We start from the raw sequence: 16,744 nt of genomic DNA, 5'->3' as shown, positions 1-16,744 counted from the left end.
CGGCGCAGGGCTCAAGCCCTGCGCCCGATCCGATTAGCTAGCGACGATATTGACCAGTTTGCCAGGCACTACGATCACTTTGCGGATCGTCAGGCCTTCGGTAAAACGCAGCACGTTTTCGTTGATGCGCGCAGCCGCTTCGACGTCTTCGCGGCTGGCGCTGGCTGGCATGTCGATCTGGCCACGCAGTTTACCGTTGACCTGGATCACCAGTTGCAGCGTGTCCTGTACCAGGGCGCTGTCATCCTGCACCGGCCAGCGCGCGTCGATGACGGCGCCGCTGTGGCCCAGACGGTTCCACAAGTCGTGGCTGATGTGCGGCGTGATCGGGGCCAGCAGCAGTGTGACCGTTTCCAGGCCTTCCTGTATCAGCGCGCGATCCTGTTCAGTGGCTTGCGGCGCTTTTTCCAGCACGTTCATCAGCGTCATCACCTGGGCGATGGCGGTGTTGAATTTGTGGTGCTGGCCCACGTCCTGGCTGGCTTGCTTGATGGCCAGGTGGGTGCTGCGTCGAATGAGTTTCTGCTCGTCGCTCAACGCCGCTACGTCCAGTTTGCCCGGCAAGCCCTGGCTGATGTGGGCATGCGCCAGGCGCCAGACGCGCTTGAGGAAGCGGTGCGAGCCTTCGACGCCAGAGTCAGACCATTCGGCGCTCATGTCAGGCGGCGAGGCGAACATCATGAACAGACGGCAGGTGTCGGCGCCGAACTGGTCGATCATCGACTGTGGGTCAACGCCGTTGTTTTTCGACTTGGCCATCTTCTCGGTGCCGCCGATTTCCACGGGCAGGCCGTCGGCGATCAGCTTGGCGCTGATGACCTTGGCTTTGCTGTCGCGCTCAAGCTCGACGTCGGCCGGGTTGAACCAAGTGTAGGCGCCGTTGGCTTCACGGCGGTAGTAAGTCTCGGCGACCACCATGCCCTGGGTCAGCAGGTTCTTGAACGGCTCATCCGAACTCACCAGGCCTTCGTCGCGCATCAGCTTGTGGAAGAAGCGCGCGTACAGCAGGTGAAGGATGGCGTGTTCGATACCGCCGATGTACTGGTCCACCGGCAACCAATGGTCGGCTGCGGACTTTTCGACCAGGCCGCCTTCATAGTGTGGCGAGGCGTAGCGGGCGTAGTACCACGAGGACTCGACGAAGGTGTCCATGGTGTCGGTTTCACGCTTGGCAGGCGCGCCGCATTTCGGGCAGCTGCACGCGTAGAACTCGGGCATGCGCGCCAGTGGCGAACCGGCGCCATCCGGCACCACGTCTTCCGGCAGGACCACCGGCAGTTGGTCTTCCGGTACCGGCACATCGCCACAGCTTTCGCAGTGGATGATCGGGATCGGGCAGCCCCAGTAGCGCTGGCGGCTGATGCCCCAGTCGCGCAGGCGGAACTGGGTGCGCGATGCACCGAGGTTCTTTTTGATCAGCGCGACTTCGATCGCGTCGAACGCGCCCTGGAAGTCCAGGCCGTCAAATTCGCCGGAGTTGATCAGTTCACCATGCTCGCCGTAGGCGTCTTGCCACGGGGCCGGGTTGGTGTCGCCCGCGCGGGTGCGCACCACGGATTTGATTGGCAGGTTGTACTTGGTGGCGAATTCGAAATCGCGCTCGTCGTGAGCCGGCACAGCCATTACGGCGCCATCGCCGTAGTGCATCAGCACATAGTTGGCGACCCATACCGGCAGCTTTTCGCCCGTCAATGGATGTTCAACAAACAGCCCGGTCGGCAGGCCTTTTTTCTCTTGGGTGGCGACGTCGGCTTCGGCCACGCTGCCGCCTTTGCATTCGGCGATGAACGCCTGCAGCTCAGGGTTGTTCTGGGCTGCCTGGGTGGCCAGCGGGTGTTCGGCTGCCACGGCGACGTAAGTCGCGCCCATCAGGGTGTCCGGACGGGTAGTAAACACTTTGAGCGCGCCCGCTGCGCCGATCGAATCGACGTTATACGGGAACTGCACTTCCATGCCCTTGGACTTGCCGATCCAGTTGCGTTGCATGGTCTTGACCTGTTCAGGCCAGCCCGGCAGGTCGTCGAGGCTCGACAAAAGTTCATCCGCGTAGGCGGTGATCTTGAAGTAGTACATCGGGATTTCGCGCTTTTCGATCAGCGCGCCGGAGCGCCAGCCGCGACCGTCGATCACCTGTTCGTTGGCCAACACGGTCTGGTCGATCGGGTCCCAGTTCACGGTACCGCTCTTTTTGTAGATCACGCCTTTTTCGAACAGACGCGTGAACAACCATTGTTCCCAGCGGTAGTAGTCCGGCTTGCAGGTGGTCACTTCGCGGGACCAATCCACCGCCAAGCCCAGGCTGCGCAGCTGGTTCTTCATGTAGGCGATGTTTTCGTAGGTCCACTTGGCAGGCGCCACGTTGTTTTTCATCGCGGCGTTTTCCGCCGGCATGCCGAAGGCATCCCAACCCATGGGTTGCAGGACGTTCTTGCCTTGCATGCGCTGGTAGCGGGAAATCACGTCACCGATGGTGTAGTTGCGCACGTGCCCCATGTGTAGCTTGCCGCTGGGATAAGGGAACATCGATAGGCAATAGAAAGTCTCCTTGCCTGGCTGTTCACTGACTTCAAAGGACTTTTGCTCGTCCCAAAAGGCTTGGGCGGCATTTTCTATTTCACGGGGCTGATATTGTTCGTGCATGGCTACTTTTGAACTGAATAGGGGTGGCCTAATCCTCTTCGGTGCAACGTTCAGGTTGATCGACACCAAAAAGCGGCGCGTCCGTGCCCAAACCCTGCGGGAAGTGGAGTTACAGGAAGCGCCGTAGCATACATGACCCCACTCTATCGAGGGAAACCCTGATTGCGCCGGCAGGGCCGTCTGTCGCGGCGGCAGGCAGGGGCAGCCATGGGGGCTACGCTGTTTATTGGGGAGTAAGTCTTATCTTCAATGAGGTGAGGGGATGGTTGAATCGCAGCGAATCGTATCGAAACCGGATATCTACGAAGGACTGATCGACCGATTGGGTCGTGTATTGGATGCAGCGAGAACAGCCGGCCGATTGCGTGATGAGCGGCCTGTTGAGTTGGAACTGCGTGGTTTGAGCCGCGCAGAACTGGAACTGATCGAGGCCTATTTGGAACGCAATGGGCGCAGTGCGCCTCCCTCGGTGGCAAACCCGCCAGCAGGGGAGCCTACGCACTCAGCCAAGGTGGTGTGGCTCAAGGACTTGTCGGCCGGTCGTGGCCCGCAAAAGCTTCGGTCCGCCCGCTACAAGTAGTTCATTGCCCCCCTGAACGTATCATCGCGCTGCACTGTAAGGATTGTCGCTAAACCCCGTTACACCTTAGGCTTCGGGCATCTATGGAGATGCCCGATGCCTATTCGTTATTTCATTAAACAATTGCTCCTGCCGCCCGGCATTCTCTTGCTGCTGCTGGCGTTTGCCTGGTGGTTTCGTCGCAGCCGGCCACGCTTGGCGGGTTGCTGCTTTGCCCTGGGTTTTGGCGGCATGTGGCTGATCAGCCTGCCGGTGATGGTGGAGTGGGGCGCACGGGTCCTGGAAACCGAGCCACCGCTGGCGCGAGAAGACTGGTCGACACTGGCTCAGCGCGCCGACGCCATTGTGGTGTTGGGTTCGGGGCGCGAGCGCGGCGACCCGGCCTGGGGCGTCGACCAGCCCACCGGTATCGGTCTGGAGCGCCAGCGGTATGCCTCACGATTGGCCAAGGCCTCCGGGCTGCCGGTGCTGACCACTGGCGGCCTGCATTACGGCACGCCGCCAAGCGAGGCAGAATTGATGTCGGTCTCGATGCGCGATGACTTCGGTGTGACGGTGCGCTGGGAGGAAGAGCGCAGCCGCACCACGTGGGAAGATGCGCAGATGAGTGCTGAGATTCTGCTACCCGAGGGCGTCAAACGCGTAGTGGTAGTGACTCAGGCCTGGCACATGCCGCGTGCGGTGTGGAGTTTTGAAAAGGCTGGCTTCACCGTGGTGCCTGCGCCAGTGGGGTTCCTGAGCGTAGACAATGCCAGACCGCTGGGTGGTTGGATGCCGGAGTTCAAGTCGGTGTGGCAGAGCGGGCAGTTGATCAATGAAGCGGTGGGGCAGATAGGCTACCGGTTGTTTTATCGGTAACTCGCAACACCGCAGGCCAATTGTGGGAGCTGGCTTGCCTGCGATAGCGGTGTGTCAGCTAGCAGATGTGTTGGCTGGCAGTCCGCTATCGCAGGCAAGCCAGCTCCCACATTGTTATGTGTTTGTCTGTTAGACGGTTTTGGACATACGACCGGCCAGCAGCGCCCAGCCAAACAGCCCCAGGCACACAATGATCAACGGCCACGAGCGCCATTGCAGGTACGGCGTGAGGTTGTGCATCGGCACCACTTCACCATAGAGAATGCCGCGCTCAAACTGGGGGATCTGCACGGTGATCTGCCCATATGGGTTGATCAGGCCGGTCACGCCATTGTTGGTAGCACGGATCATCCAGCGGCCGGCTTCCAGTGCACGCATCTGCGCCATTTGCAGGTGTTGCAAAGGGCCGATGGAGCGGCCGAACCAGGTGTCGTTGCTGATGGTCAGTAACAGATCACTCTGGGCCGAGAGGCCTGCGGCGAACTCCGGGTACACCACTTCGTAGCAAATGAACGGCGCAATCTGATAGCCCTTGGCCTGTAGCATGGCCTGGTCGGCAGGGCCACGGGCGAAGTCCGACATCGGCAGGTCAAAGAAGGCAATTAGCCCCCGCAGCATGTCCTGCAGCGGCACGTATTCGCCAAAGGGCACGAGCTTCTGCTTGAGGTAGGTGCCATCGCCTTCGCCCACCACGGTGATGCCGTTGAAGTAGCGCTTCTGGTGGTGCACTTCCTGGCGGATCGGTACACCGGTAATCAGCGCCGTGTGCCGGTCGGCGGCGAACTTGCCCATCATGCCCAGGTAGCCTTCGACAGACTCCTTGAGCACCGGCACCGCCGTCTCCGGCCATACCAGCAGGTCGACACGCTTTGAGCTCAAACTCATGTCGCGGTACAGCGCAAGCTGTGCATTGAGCTGCTCCGGGTCCCACTTCATGCTTTGTTCGACATTGCCCTGAATGGCTGCGACGCTCAGTGGCGCCCCAGACGGGCTGGTCCAGGCGTGATGCTTGAGTGCCAGGCCGATGGCCCAAGGCGCCACCAGCAATACCAGGCCTGCGCCGATAAACGCGTTGCGCTTAGTGGCCAACAGGCGCGGCAGGTTGCACAGCAGGGCTGCCGTCAGCGCCAGCGCAAAGGAAATCAGCCACATGCCGCCCACTGGCGCCAAGCCTGTGAGCGGACCGTCGAGCTGGCTGTAACCGGAGTACAGCCACGGGAAACCGGTGAGGAACCAGCCGCGAAACGCTTCCTGACCGACCCACAACGCCGCAAACGTCAGTGCATCCGCCAACGGCGCTTCATTGCGACGCAACCAGCGCGCCCATAACCAGGCGGGCAGGGCGAAGAACCAGGCGATGGCGGCTGTAAACAGCAACATCAAGAAGCCAGCCAGCAGCACCGAGGCACCGCCGAAATGGTGGATGCTGTAATAGATCCAACTGGTGCCCGCGCCAAACAGGCCAAAACCGAAGCACCAGCCACGGCCCAAGGCCTGGCGGGGGCTCAGGTCTCGCAGTCCCACATAGAACAATCCGACCGCTACCAGTGCAAATGGCCACAGATCGAACGGTGCCAGCGCCAGGGTGGTGATGGCGCCAGCCACCACGGCCAGCAAATTACCGGGCCAGCCGGGTGAGGTGAGACGGCGCACGTAGGGGTGGGTCATCAGCTATTTCCTGTGTCGCGCCGGGCCTGCTGCGGCACAGGGCAAGGCGCGAGGAGTGTAGTTTGGTTTTTCCAAATGAACGACGCGTAACGCAGCCCTATGTCGCAGCAGGCCCGGCCCTACGGGTTGCCCCTGAGAGCGGGCCATGCTGCGTTGCAGGCCTTGAAAAGGGAATGCCGTTCCCTGCGGCCTGCGCCTTGCCTGGCCCGCGCTCAGGAGCAACGCGACACAGTAAATAGCTGATGACCCACCCCTTCCTTAGCGGGCAATAGGTGTTAGGCGGATCAGGTGGATACGGCGGCTGTCCGCATTCAGGATACGGAAGCGATACGCGCCGATCTCGGTGGTTTCGTTACGTTTTGGGAGATGCCCGAACGCACTCATCACCAGGCCACCCACGGTGTCGAACTCATCGTCGGAGAATTCGCTGTCGAAGAACTCGTTGAAGTTTTCGATCGGCGTCAACGCTTTGATCAGGAAGTCACCGCTGGGCAGCGGCTTGATGTAGCTGTCTTCTTCGACGTCGTGTTCGTCTTCGATGTCGCCAACGATCTGTTCCAGCACGTCTTCAATGGTGACCAGGCCGGCGACGCCGCCGTATTCGTCGATCACAATGGCCATGTGATTGTGGTTGGCGCGGAATTCGCGCAGCAGCACGTTCAGGCGCTTGGATTCAGGCACGAAGGTGGCCGGACGCAGCAGGTCCTTGATGTTGAAGTTGTCACCGTTCTCCTTGAGGATCAACGGCAGCAAATCCTTGGCCAGCAGGACACCCATGACGTCGTCATGGCTTTCACCGATCACCGGGTAGCGCGAGTGCGCCGAGTCGATCACGGCCGGGAGGAATTCCCGTGGGGTCTGGGTCGCCTTGATGCTGATCACCTGCGAGCGCGGGACCATGATGTCGCGTACTTGCAGGTCAGCCACCTGAATGGCGCCCTCGACGATAGCCAGCGCTTCGCTGTCCAGCAACTTGTTCTGATGGGCCTCGCGCAGTAGCTCAAGCAGCTCCTGACGGTTTTTCGGCTCGTGGGCAAAAGCCTGGGTGATTTTACCCAGCCATGACTTCTGCCCGTTGCTCGATCGGTCTTCGCTCATAGCGATTACTCTGAATCCTTTAGTGTGACAGTTGAGTGTTTTTAAACTTCGTCGTCTGCATACGGGTCTGGATGACCCAGTTCTGCAAGCAACGTTTGTTCCAGTGTTTCCATCTCGCAGGCTTCGTCATCGTCTATATGGTCGTAACCCAAGAGATGCAAGCAGCCGTGGATGACTAGATGGGCCCAATGGGCTTCAAGTTCCTTGCCTTGTTCCTTGGCCTCGCGCTCCACCACCGCGACACAGATGACCAGGTCGCCCAGTAGCGGGATATCCAGCAGTTCATCGGGTACGTCGGCGGGGAAGGACAGTACGTTGGTCGCGTAATCCTTCTGGCGCCAGGTGTGGTTCAATTCGCGGCCTTCGGGCTCGTCGACCAGGCGAATGGTCAGTTCCGAATCAGCGGTGCGCTGGCGCAGGGCCAGCGCGCACCATTGGCGGAACTGCTCTTCGCTGGGCGAGGGCGCTTCGGTTGCCAGCTGCAGGTCTAGCTCAAGCATCGCGGCGAGTGTCCTTGGACAAACCGTCGTCACGGTGTTCGAAGCGCTCGTAGGCTTCGACAATGCGCTGCACCAGCGGGTGGCGCACCACGTCCTTGGGCGAGAAATGCGTGAAACTGATACCCGGCACGTCTTTTAGCACTTCAATCACATGGCTCAGGCCCGACTTCGTGCCCTTGGGCAGGTCAACCTGGGTAATGTCGCCGGTGATAATGGCCGTGGAGCCGAACCCGATGCGGGTCAGGAACATCTTCATCTGCTCGACCGTGGTGTTCTGGCTTTCGTCGAGGATGATGAAGCTGTTGCTCAAGGTGCGGCCGCGCATGTAGGCCAGCGGGGCGATCTCAATCACTTGGCGTTCGATCAGCTTGGCCACGTATTCAAAGCCGAGCATCTCGTAAAGCGCGTCGTAGAGCGGGCGCAGGTACGGGTCGATCTTCTGCGCCAGGTCACCGGGCAGGAATCCGAGTTTTTCCCCGGCCTCGACCGCCGGGCGAACCAGCAGGATGCGGCGCACTTGCTCGCGCTCCAGTGCGTCGACCGCGCAGGCCACGGCCAGGTAGGTCTTGCCGGTACCCGCAGGGCCGATGCCGAAGTTGATGTCGTTACCGAGGATTGCCTTGACGTACTTCTGCTGATTCAAGCCCTTTGGGCGAATCATGCCTTTTTTGGTTCGCAGGGCCACGCTGGCTTCGGCCACGGGGTTGTTGGCCAAATCTTCCACAGCCGATTCCTGCAAATACAGGTGCACGGTTTCCGGCGACAGCTCGCTACCCTTGGTTTCGCGGTAGAGCCGACGCAGCAGGTTTTCTGCAGATTTGGTGTATTGGGCCTCACCAATGAGCTCGAACTGATTGCCGCGGTTGCGGATCTCGATGCCCAGGCGTTGTTCGATCAGGCGCAGGTGCTCGTCGAACTGTCCGCACAGATTGGCGAAACGGCGAGCCTCAAAGGGCTCGAGGAGAAAACGATGGGGTTCTGCTATGGGTGCGTTCAAGGTCGCTTTTAGCCGCCCTTTGGCTGTTGAGGTGAAATAGAGAATAACGCCAGCCGCCTGTGTGCGAAAGCACTTAAATGGACTGGCCTCACTCTCAAGAACTACAAATAACGACTGTGGGAGCTGGCTTGCCTGCGATGGGGCCTGCACATTCAAAAGAGATGTCGCCTGTTACATCGCTATCGCAGGCAAGCCAGCTCCCACATTTGGTCCACATTTATCCTGGGATTGTCAGTTGATCAAAGAACCACGCAACGAATGGGGCTGCGCGGCATCAATGTGCACATCGGCAAACTGGCCGATCAAGGTCGGATTATCGCAACGGAAGTTTACGATGCGGTTGTTTTCAGTACGCCCTTGCAGTTCGCCCGGATCTTTTTTCGAGTAATCGGTGACCAGGATCCGCTGGGTGGAACCGACCATTTGTCGGCTGATCTCGAAACCCTGCTGGTTCAAGCGGTGTTGCAGCGCGTTCAAGCGCTCTTTTTTCAGTGCTTCCGGGGTTTCGTCCAGCAAGTCGGCCGCCGGGGTGCCGGGGCGCTGGCTGTAGACGAACGAGTAGGAGAAGTCGAAACCGACGTCTTCGATCAGCTTCATGGTCTGCTCAAAGTCTTTCTCGGTTTCACCGGGGAAGCCAACGATAAAGTCCGAGCTGATGCAGATACCCGGCACCGCCGCGCGCAATTTGCGCAGTTTGGATTTGTATTCCAGCGCCGTATGGTTGCGCTTCATCGCCGACAGGATGCGGTCCGAGCCCGATTGCACCGGCAGGTGCAGGTGTTTGACCAGCTCCGGCACCTCGGCGTGAGCCTGGATCAGACTGTCGGAGAACTCCAGCGGGTGCGAGGTGGTGTAGCGAATGCGCTCGATACCGTCCACGGCGGCGACCACGCGGATCAGCTCCGCCAGGTCGGCCAGGCGGCCATCGTGGGTCAGGCCGCGATAGCCGTTGACGTTCTGGCCCAGCAGCGTCACTTCGCGCACGCCGTTTTCGGCCAAGTGGATGATTTCCGACATGACATCGTCAAACGGCCGGCTGACTTCTTCACCGCGAGTGTAGGGCACTACGCAGAACGTACAGTACTTGCTGCAGCCTTCCATCACCGACACGTAGGCGCTTGGCCCATCGATACGGGGCTCGGGCAAGTGGTCGAACTTTTCGATCTCCGGGAAGGACACGTCGACCTGCGGCAGCTTGGTGATGCGCGCCGCGTCGATCATTTCCGGCAGGCGGTGCAGGGTCTGTGGGCCGAAGACCACGTCGACATAGGGTGCGCGGTCGCGGATCGCGGCACCTTCCTGGCTGGCCACACAACCGCCGACGGCGATCACCATCTCCGGGTTGGCCAGTTTCAATTCACGCCAGCGGCCCAGTTGTGAATACACACGGTCCTGAGCGCGTTCGCGGATCGAGCAGGTATTGAGCAGGATCACGTCGGCATCTTCGGCGCGGGCGGTGACTTCCAGGGCCTGGTGTTCGCCCAGCAGGTCGACCATGCGCGAGCTGTCGTACTCGTTCATCTGGCAACCGTGGGTTTCGATATAAAGCTTCTTGGCCATGGGAATCGTCAACTGGTGGTAAAGAACCGCCCATTATAGAGGGCATGCCCATTGGTTCCTAGCGTTGTGCATCGGGCGCCATGCTATAGTTCGCGCCCTCTTTTATATCCCCGATGTGTTGCTCGCCCACCATGACCAAACGTGAAGCTCCAATCTATAAGGTGATTTTCCTCAACCAGGGCCAGGTGTTCGAAATGTACGCCAAGCAGATCTATCAGAGCGATCTGTGGGGTTTCCTGGAGGTGGAAGAGTTCGTCTTTGGCGAGCGCACCCAGTTGGTCGTCGACCCGGGCGAAGAGAAGCTCAAGGCTCAGTTCGAAGGCGTGGTGCGCAGTTTTGTGCCGATGCATTCGATTGTGCGCATCGATGAAGTCGAGCGCCTGGGCACGCCGAAAATCAGCGAAGCGCGGGGCGTGAGCAATGTCATGCCGTTTCCGATGCCGATGCCTGAGAAGTAGGGCTTCAGACCGTGTCGCGCCCTTCGCAGGCAAGCCCTACATTTTAATGCATCCCACAGTTGGAACTCGGTCAACTGTGGGCGCTGGCTTGCCTGCGATGGCGGTAGACGGGTTTAGCTGAGTCAGGGCAGGGGTGAGAAAGGCGAGCGCCCATCGGCACTCTGCAGCTCTTGCAAGTAGTTGCGGAAAATCTGCCCCAGCACCTGGGTCGCCAGTTCCAATTCATCACGCTGCATGTGCTCGGCCACTTCGTCGGCCGTATCCAGCGCATCTTCCGCACCGTTGACCGCCGCCATTTTCAGCACGATATACGCCTGGACGTTATTGGCCGGCACACCTTCGCCCTTGAAGAACATGGTACCCAGCTGGAACTGCGCCTGGGCGTGGCCCTGCAACGAGGCTTTCTCGAAGTAGCTCAAGGCCTTGTTGAGGTCGCGGGCGGGGTTTTTGCTGTCGTGGAAGTACTCACCCAACTCGTATTGCGCCTGCGCATTCCCGTCCTCGGCCTGTTTCTGGCACGCGCTCAGCGCTTCGGCCTGGCTGTCTGGCTGGGTATTGAGGGTGCAACGACCCATCGCTGGGATTAACAACGAGTTGCCGCCTGCTTGTGCATGTGCCAGCAGCGGCTGAAGGAGCAACAGGCAGCCCAGAACCAGGGTGCGGCCGGTGCGTTTCATGGGAATCGACTTACCTCTGACGGGGCACGCGGACCCTCGTGGGATCCAATAAGCGCGCATTATGAAATAAGCAGGCCTCTGCTTACAAAGTCTTTACTCGTTTTTCTGCTGGTTGGGCAAGTTATCTGCCGGATTGCAGGTGATTTCTCGAAAAAACTCGGAAATCTCTTCAAGCAAAGTAGCAAATCAGACACCGTTTGCGCGGTGCCTGATTTTTACGGCCAGTTACTTCAGTGCGGCGAAGGCGCGTTCAGCGGCGTCGAGGGTCAGCTTCAGCTCGGCTTCGCCATGGGCGATCGAGGTGAAGCCGGCTTCGAAAGCGCTCGGCGCCAGGTACACGCCGCCTTCCAGCATGAGGTGGAAGAAGCGCTTGAACAGATCCGCGTCGCCGCCCATCACGTCATCAAACGTGACGATATCGTCGGCGCCGCTGAAGTACAGGCCGAACATGCCGCCCGCTTGCGTTGTAACGAACGGGATACCGGCGGCGTCGGCGCGTTGTTGCAGGCCGTCGAGCAGGCGGGTGGTGTAGTCGGTCAGCTCGGCGTGGAAGCCCGGGCGGCTGATCAGTCGCAAGGTGGTCAGGCCGGCGGCCATGGCCAGTGGGTTGCCTGACAAGGTGCCTGCCTGGTACACCGGGCCCAGCGGCGCGATGTGTTGCATGATTTCGCGCTTGCCGCCAAAGCAGCCCACTGGCATGCCGCCACCGATGATCTTGCCAAAGGTGCTCAGGTCTGGCGTTACGCTGTAGTGCGCCTGCGCGCCACCCAGGGCTACACGGAAACCGGTCATCACTTCGTCGAAAATCAGCACCACGCCGTGCTTGTCGCACTGCTCGCGCAGGCCTTCAAGGAAGCCTGGCGCGGGCGGTACGCAGTTCATGTTGCCGGCCACCGGTTCGACGATGATGCAGGCCACCTCCTGGCCCACTTCATTGAGCATCTGCTCGACGGCGGCGATGTCGTTGAATGGTAGGGTCAGGGTGTGTTTGGCAAAGGCTGCCGGTACACCGGCCGAGCTTGGCACGCCTTGGGTCAGCAGGCCGGAACCGGCTTTTACCAGCAGGCTGTCGGAGTGGCCGTGGTAGCAGCCTTCGAATTTGATGATGCTGTCGCGGCCAGTGAAACCACGGGCCAGGCGGATCGCGCTCATGGTGGCTTCGGTGCCGGAGCTGACCATACGCACCATTTCCATCGACGGCACGATGGCGCACACCAGGTCAGCCATTTCGGTTTCCATGGCGGTCGGTGCGCCGTAGGACAGGCCGTGTTCCAGTTGCTTGCGCACCGCGTCCAGTACGTCTGGGTGGCTGTGGCCGAGGATCATCGGGCCCCAGGAGCCGACGTAGTCAACGTAGCGCTTGTCATCTTCGTCGGTGACGTAGGCGCCTTCGGCATGTTTGAAGAACAACGGCGTGCCGCCCACGCTTTTGAACGCACGCACGGGGGAGTTCACACCGCCGGGGATGTGTTTCTGGGCATTGGCAAACAGCGTTTCGGAACGGGACATGGTTGGGCTCTCTGAAATCAAATCTTAAGAAGGGCGTTGAACGCGCGGGCGCGGCGCGTGACTTCCTGGGTGGTGTCGGCGCCAAACAGGCCGTGCACCACCGCCAGCAGGTCGGCACCGTGGGCCACCAGCGGTTCGGCGTTCTTCAGGGTGATGCCGCCGATCACGCAGATTGGCACGTGCAAGCGTGCGCGGGCCTGGGCCAGCATCTCGACGGTGGCCGCCGGCGCGCCGGGCTTGGTGTTGGAGTTGAAGAAGCGGCCGAAGGCGACATAACTGGCGCCTTCCTTGGCGGCCTGCTCGGCCAGTTCGATCTGGCTGTGACAGGTCGAGCCGATGATGGCCTTGGAGCCGAGCAGCGCACGGGCCGGGGTCAGCGGGCCGTCGGTCTGGCCCAGGTGCACGCCGACGCCGAGGCGCGCGGCCAATTCAGCGTCATCGTTGATGATCAGTTGGGTCTTGTAGCGGGAGCACAGCTCCCGCAGCTTTTCCGCTTCACGCAGGCGCCGGGCTTCGTCGCTGCTTTTGTCGCGGTACTGCAGCAGGGTCACGCCACCGTCCAGCGCCGCTTCGACGTAGGCGAGGAATTTGCCGGCCAACAGTTGGCTGTCGGTAATGGCGTAAAGGCCACGTAGTTTCATCGGGCATGCCCCTTGGTTTTAAGAGCAGAAATCCAGCGGCAACCGGCGCGGTACAAACTGGCCCTGGCCGAGTTGTTCGGCGTCACGCAGGGTGCGCCAGGTGTAGTTGAGGGCTGATTGCACCGCGCTGACCAAGCCTTCGCCCTGGGCGATCCGACCGGCCAATGCACTGGCCAGCGTGCAGCCCGAACCATGGTAACTGCCGGGCAGGCGCTGGCAGGTAAAGGTATGGCGCGTGCCGTCACGGCTGTAGAGGCGGTTGTGCACTTCGTGCTCATCGCCATGGCCACCGGTGATCAGCAGGTGCTTGATATACGGCAGCAGCTTCTCGGCGCATTCGTCCGCCGTGCCTTCAGGCAATTGCGCGAGGATGCGCGCTTCGGGCAGGTTTGGCGTGGCGATCAGCGACAACGGCAGCAGCCGCTCGCGCATCGCATAACCGACTTCGTCCTTGCCCAGGCTGCCACCGCCACCGGCGCGCAGCACCGGATCACACACTACCGGCAGGTGCGGGTGCGCCTGCAGCAGTTCGACCACGGTGTCGACCATCGCAGTGGAACCGAGCATGCCCAGCTTGACCGCTGCCACTTCGGAATCGCCGAGCACGGCATTGGCCTGGGCCAGCACCCACTCGCGGTCGAGCACGCGGAAATCGCTGACATTGACGGTGTTCTGCACGGTCAGGGCGGTGACGGCCGGGGCCGCATGGCAGCCCTGGGCGAGCAGGGCTTCGATATCTGCCTGCAAGCCGGCGCCACCACTGGGATCATGGCCGGAGAGACAGAGGACAACGGGGCGAGAGCTGTAGATATTCATGGTGCGCGAGCTTACCACCAAACGCTTTTGGCGGGGCCGTGTGGCGATGGCTGAATTTTGTACGCAAACATCAGCGTTTATGGCTGTTTGCTAGTGTCCGTTACTTACGGTGAAACACGCTAAAACCCTTGTTCTAGAGCCTTTAAAAATTTTATTTGAATGGTGTCCAATGGCCTTTAGCGGCTATGCTAGAGTGGATCCAAACAACTAACTGTATTGCCGGTGTACGTCTTCTCAAAAGGATAGGGGGCTTTTTGACATAACCGGACAGGCCACGCTGGGGCACTATGCGCTATTTGCTGATTTTACTGTTGTGCGGGCTGCCGTTGCTCGCCAACGCTGTCGAGTTCAACCAAGACACGCGAAGCCTGCCGCTGGGCCGGGCCATGCAAGTGCTCGAAGACCCGACCGATGCCCTGACCATTGCGGATGTCAGCGCGCCTTCCGCCGCTACGCAATTCAAGCCCCACGATAAAGACACACTGAACGCCGGCTACTCACGCTCGGTATTCTGGCTCAAGGTCAATCTGCATTACCTGCCCACCCATCCCGAAGCGCAACGCACCTGGTTGCTGGAGTTGGCGTATCCGCCGCTCGACCATCTTGACCTGTACCTGCCCGACAACACCGGCACCTATCGCCTGGCCGGGCGCACGGGGGATGCGCTGCCATTTTCTTCCCGTGAAATTCGCCAGAACAATTACCTGTTCAACGTCGACTTCACCCCTGGGCAGGCGAAAACCGTCTACCTGCGCCTGCAAAGCGAGGGCTCGATCCAGGCGCCATTGACGCTCTGGTCCAGCACCGCCTACCTGGAACAACAGCCACTGCGCTTGTATGTATTAGGCCTGATCTATGGCGTGTTGTTGGGGATGCTGGTCTACAACCTGTTCATCTACCTCAGCGTGCGCGACACCAGCTATCTCTATTACATCTTCTATATAGCTTCGTTCGGCATGTACCAACTGTCGGTCAACGGCGCGGCGGTGGAGTATTTCTGGCCAAACAACCCTTGGTGGGCGAATGCGGCGACGCCGTTCCTGATTGGCTCGGCGGCGCTCTTCGGCAGCCTGTTTGCGCGCAGCTTCTTGCACACCGCCCAGCACAGTCGCGGGATCAACCGCCTGCTGCTGGCGTTGGTGGCCTGCGGCGCAGTGGTGATGCTGCTGTCGTTGATGACCAGCTACGCCCTGGCGCTGCGCCTGGCCACCGGTCTGGCGCTGGTATTTACCGTGACCATCTTTGTTGCCGCCATCAAGGCCTGGTATTGCGGCCAGCGAGTGGCGCGCTATTTCATCATCGCCTGGTCGGCGTTCCTGCTGGGCGGGGTGGTGAATACGCTGATGGTGCTGGGCTACCTGCCCAATGTGTTCCTGACCATGTACGCCAGTCAGATCGGCTCGGCGATTGAAGTGGCGTTGTTGTCCCTGGCCCTGGCCGACCGCATCAATTCCATGCGTGAACAACAGGCGCAGATCCTGTTCGATGCCAGCCAGAAGCTCGAAGTGCTCAACCAGCAATTGGCCCGCAGTAACCGACTCAAGGATGAGTTCCTCGCTACCCTCACTCACGAACTGCGCACGCCCATGAACGGCGTGATTGGCTCCCTTGAGCTGATGCAAACCGTGCGGTTGGACGCTGACCTGGCGCAGTACCAGCAAACGGCCGCCGGTTCGGCGCGGGACATGATGCGCATGGTCAACGGCATCCTCACCCTGACCGAATTGCAGGCCGGGCGCCTGAGTGCCCAGCCGCAGGTGTTCAGCCTGCGCGGGACGCTGGACACCTTGCGCCAGCAGTTCAACGCCAGCGCCCAGAGCAAAGGCCTGGCGTTTTCCATCGACGTGGCGGGCGAGCTGCCGGACCGCGTGGTGGGCGACGCCGACAAACTGCTGCAATGCCTGGATTGCCTGCTGGACAACGCCTTCAAATTCACCCACGAAGGGTCGGTCCGCCTGCGTGTGGTTGGCGTGCCGCACAGTGAGGGCGCTTTGCGCCTGAGCTTTATCGTCACCGACACCGGCATCGGCTTTGCCTTCCTGGATGAGGCCACGCTGTACCAGCGGTTCTTCCAGCTCGATGGCTCTACCACCCGTGAATATGGCGGCATGGGTATCGGCTTGGCGATCTGTCGGCAACTGATCGAGCTGCTGGGCGGGCGCCTCACTCATCATTCCGAACCGAGCAAAGGCAGCCGCTTCCAGCTGGAGCTGGAGGTGGAGGTCAGCCCAACGCCGCCTGAGTTCAAACCAATGCCAGGCCGGCAACGCGCGCCTCAGGAGTGCGCGGTGCTGGTGGTGGATGACAACAGCGTCGGCCAATTAGTGGTGCGCGGCATGCTGCTTAAGCTCGGCTACCGGGTGAAAAGCGTGGACAGCGGCCCTAACGCGTTGGCGGCTTTGCAGGGCGAGGATTTCGACGCGGTACTGTTGGACCTTCCCGAAGGTGGTTTCTCGTTGTGCTGTCAGATTCGTGCACTGCCTGGCTGCGGTGAATTGCCGGTGATCGCCGTGAGTACGTCGCTGAATGTGTCTGAACGCGAGCATTGCCATGGCATCGGTATCTCCGATCGGCTGGTCAAACCGGTGCGTTTCGAGGCATTGCAAGCGGTGTTGCAGCGTCGGTTGTTGTGTCCGGTTGAGGGCGAAAGCGCCGGGCTTTCGGCGGGTATGCCCCTTTTTTGAGGAGGATGACGGTGCTTAACTGAAATTCAGGCCCCAACTGGACGTGGCCTTTTTCAGG

14 protein-coding genes are annotated in these 16,744 nt (G+C 60.6%); 4 read left to right on the top strand and 10 right to left on the bottom strand.

Annotated features, from left to right (window positions below; genetic code table 11):
* Nucleotides 1–33: 33 nt before the first annotated feature.
* On the bottom strand, nt 34–2,640 hold the full coding sequence (gene leuS, locus AACY44_RS17050; protein ID WP_339416911.1) for a leucine--tRNA ligase: 2,607 nt from the start codon (nt 2,638–2,640) through the stop codon (nt 34–36).
* A 262-nt stretch (nt 2,641–2,902) separates the two neighbouring features.
* Between leuS and AACY44_RS17045 the strand changes: the two genes are divergently transcribed.
* Nucleotides 2,903–3,220: a hypothetical protein gene (locus AACY44_RS17045; protein ID WP_339416910.1), complete on the top strand. Its 318-nt coding sequence runs from the start codon at nt 2,903–2,905 to the stop codon at nt 3,218–3,220.
* 96 nt (nt 3,221–3,316) lie between these two features.
* Nucleotides 3,317–4,078, top strand: a complete 762-nt coding sequence (locus AACY44_RS17040) for a YdcF family protein (RefSeq protein WP_339530716.1) — start codon at nt 3,317–3,319, stop codon at nt 4,076–4,078.
* A 129-nt stretch (nt 4,079–4,207) separates the two neighbouring features.
* Here AACY44_RS17040 and lnt read toward each other — a convergent pair whose 3' ends face one another.
* The 5 genes from lnt to miaB all read right to left on the bottom strand — a co-directional run bounded on the left by lnt (nt 4,208) and on the right by miaB (nt 9,901).
* Complete coding sequence (gene lnt, locus AACY44_RS17035) at nt 4,208–5,731, bottom strand: apolipoprotein N-acyltransferase (protein ID WP_339427990.1); 1,524 nt, start codon at nt 5,729–5,731, stop codon at nt 4,208–4,210.
* A 273-nt stretch (nt 5,732–6,004) separates the two neighbouring features.
* On the bottom strand, nt 6,005–6,844 hold the full coding sequence (locus AACY44_RS17030; RefSeq protein ID WP_339416906.1) for an HlyC/CorC family transporter: 840 nt from the start codon (nt 6,842–6,844) through the stop codon (nt 6,005–6,007).
* A 41-nt stretch (nt 6,845–6,885) separates the two neighbouring features.
* Nucleotides 6,886–7,344 carry an rRNA maturation RNase YbeY gene (gene ybeY, locus AACY44_RS17025; protein ID WP_339416905.1) on the bottom strand — a complete coding sequence of 153 codons (459 nt, stop codon included), beginning with the start codon at nt 7,342–7,344 and terminating at the stop codon, nt 6,886–6,888.
* Entirely contained in the window at nt 7,337–8,341 is a 1,005-nt protein-coding gene (locus tag AACY44_RS17020; RefSeq protein WP_339416904.1) for a PhoH family protein, read from the bottom strand. Before AACY44_RS17020 ends, ybeY begins: the two co-directional genes overlap by 8 nt.
* 231 nt (nt 8,342–8,572) lie before the next feature.
* Nucleotides 8,573–9,901: a tRNA (N6-isopentenyl adenosine(37)-C2)-methylthiotransferase MiaB gene (gene miaB / locus AACY44_RS17015; protein ID WP_339416903.1), complete on the bottom strand. Its 1,329-nt coding sequence runs from the start codon at nt 9,899–9,901 to the stop codon at nt 8,573–8,575.
* Between the two features lie 131 nt (nt 9,902–10,032).
* On the opposite strand from miaB, the gene AACY44_RS17010 reads away from it, so the two are divergent.
* A complete protein-coding gene (locus AACY44_RS17010; protein ID WP_003236992.1) occupies nt 10,033–10,359 on the top strand; it encodes a DUF1820 family protein in 327 nt (108 codons plus the stop codon).
* Nucleotides 10,360–10,481: 122 nt separating this feature from the next.
* Here the strand turns inward: AACY44_RS17010 and AACY44_RS17005 are convergent, their stop codons facing one another.
* From AACY44_RS17005 to AACY44_RS16990, 4 genes are all read right to left on the bottom strand, one after another.
* Nucleotides 10,482–11,036, bottom strand: a complete 555-nt coding sequence (locus tag AACY44_RS17005; RefSeq protein WP_339416902.1) for a tetratricopeptide repeat protein — start codon at nt 11,034–11,036, stop codon at nt 10,482–10,484.
* Nucleotides 11,037–11,261: 225 nt separating this feature from the next.
* On the bottom strand, nt 11,262–12,545 hold the full coding sequence (gene hemL / locus AACY44_RS17000) for a glutamate-1-semialdehyde 2,1-aminomutase (protein ID WP_339456756.1): 1,284 nt from the start codon (nt 12,543–12,545) through the stop codon (nt 11,262–11,264).
* Nucleotides 12,546–12,562: 17 nt separating this feature from the next.
* Complete coding sequence (thiE, locus tag AACY44_RS16995) at nt 12,563–13,186, bottom strand: thiamine phosphate synthase (RefSeq protein ID WP_339416900.1); 624 nt, start codon at nt 13,184–13,186, stop codon at nt 12,563–12,565.
* Between the two features lie 18 nt (nt 13,187–13,204).
* The gene (locus tag AACY44_RS16990; protein WP_339416899.1) at nt 13,205–14,002 is read right to left on the bottom strand and encodes a hydroxymethylpyrimidine/phosphomethylpyrimidine kinase; all 798 of its coding nucleotides are present in this window, start codon (nt 14,000–14,002) and stop codon (nt 13,205–13,207) included.
* Between the two features lie 287 nt (nt 14,003–14,289).
* On the opposite strand from AACY44_RS16990, the gene AACY44_RS16985 reads away from it, so the two are divergent.
* Nucleotides 14,290–16,686, top strand: a complete 2,397-nt coding sequence (locus tag AACY44_RS16985) for a hybrid sensor histidine kinase/response regulator (RefSeq protein ID WP_339416898.1) — start codon at nt 14,290–14,292, stop codon at nt 16,684–16,686.
* Nucleotides 16,687–16,744 lie beyond the last annotated feature (58 nt).

It is taken from the genome of Pseudomonas sp. RA_15y_Pfl1_P11, assembly GCF_963970975.1.
Classification (GTDB): Bacteria; Pseudomonadota; Gammaproteobacteria; order Pseudomonadales; family Pseudomonadaceae; genus Aquipseudomonas; species Aquipseudomonas tritici.
The sequence above is the reverse complement of the archived record's forward strand: the minus strand, read 5'-3'. Positions and strand labels throughout refer to the sequence as shown.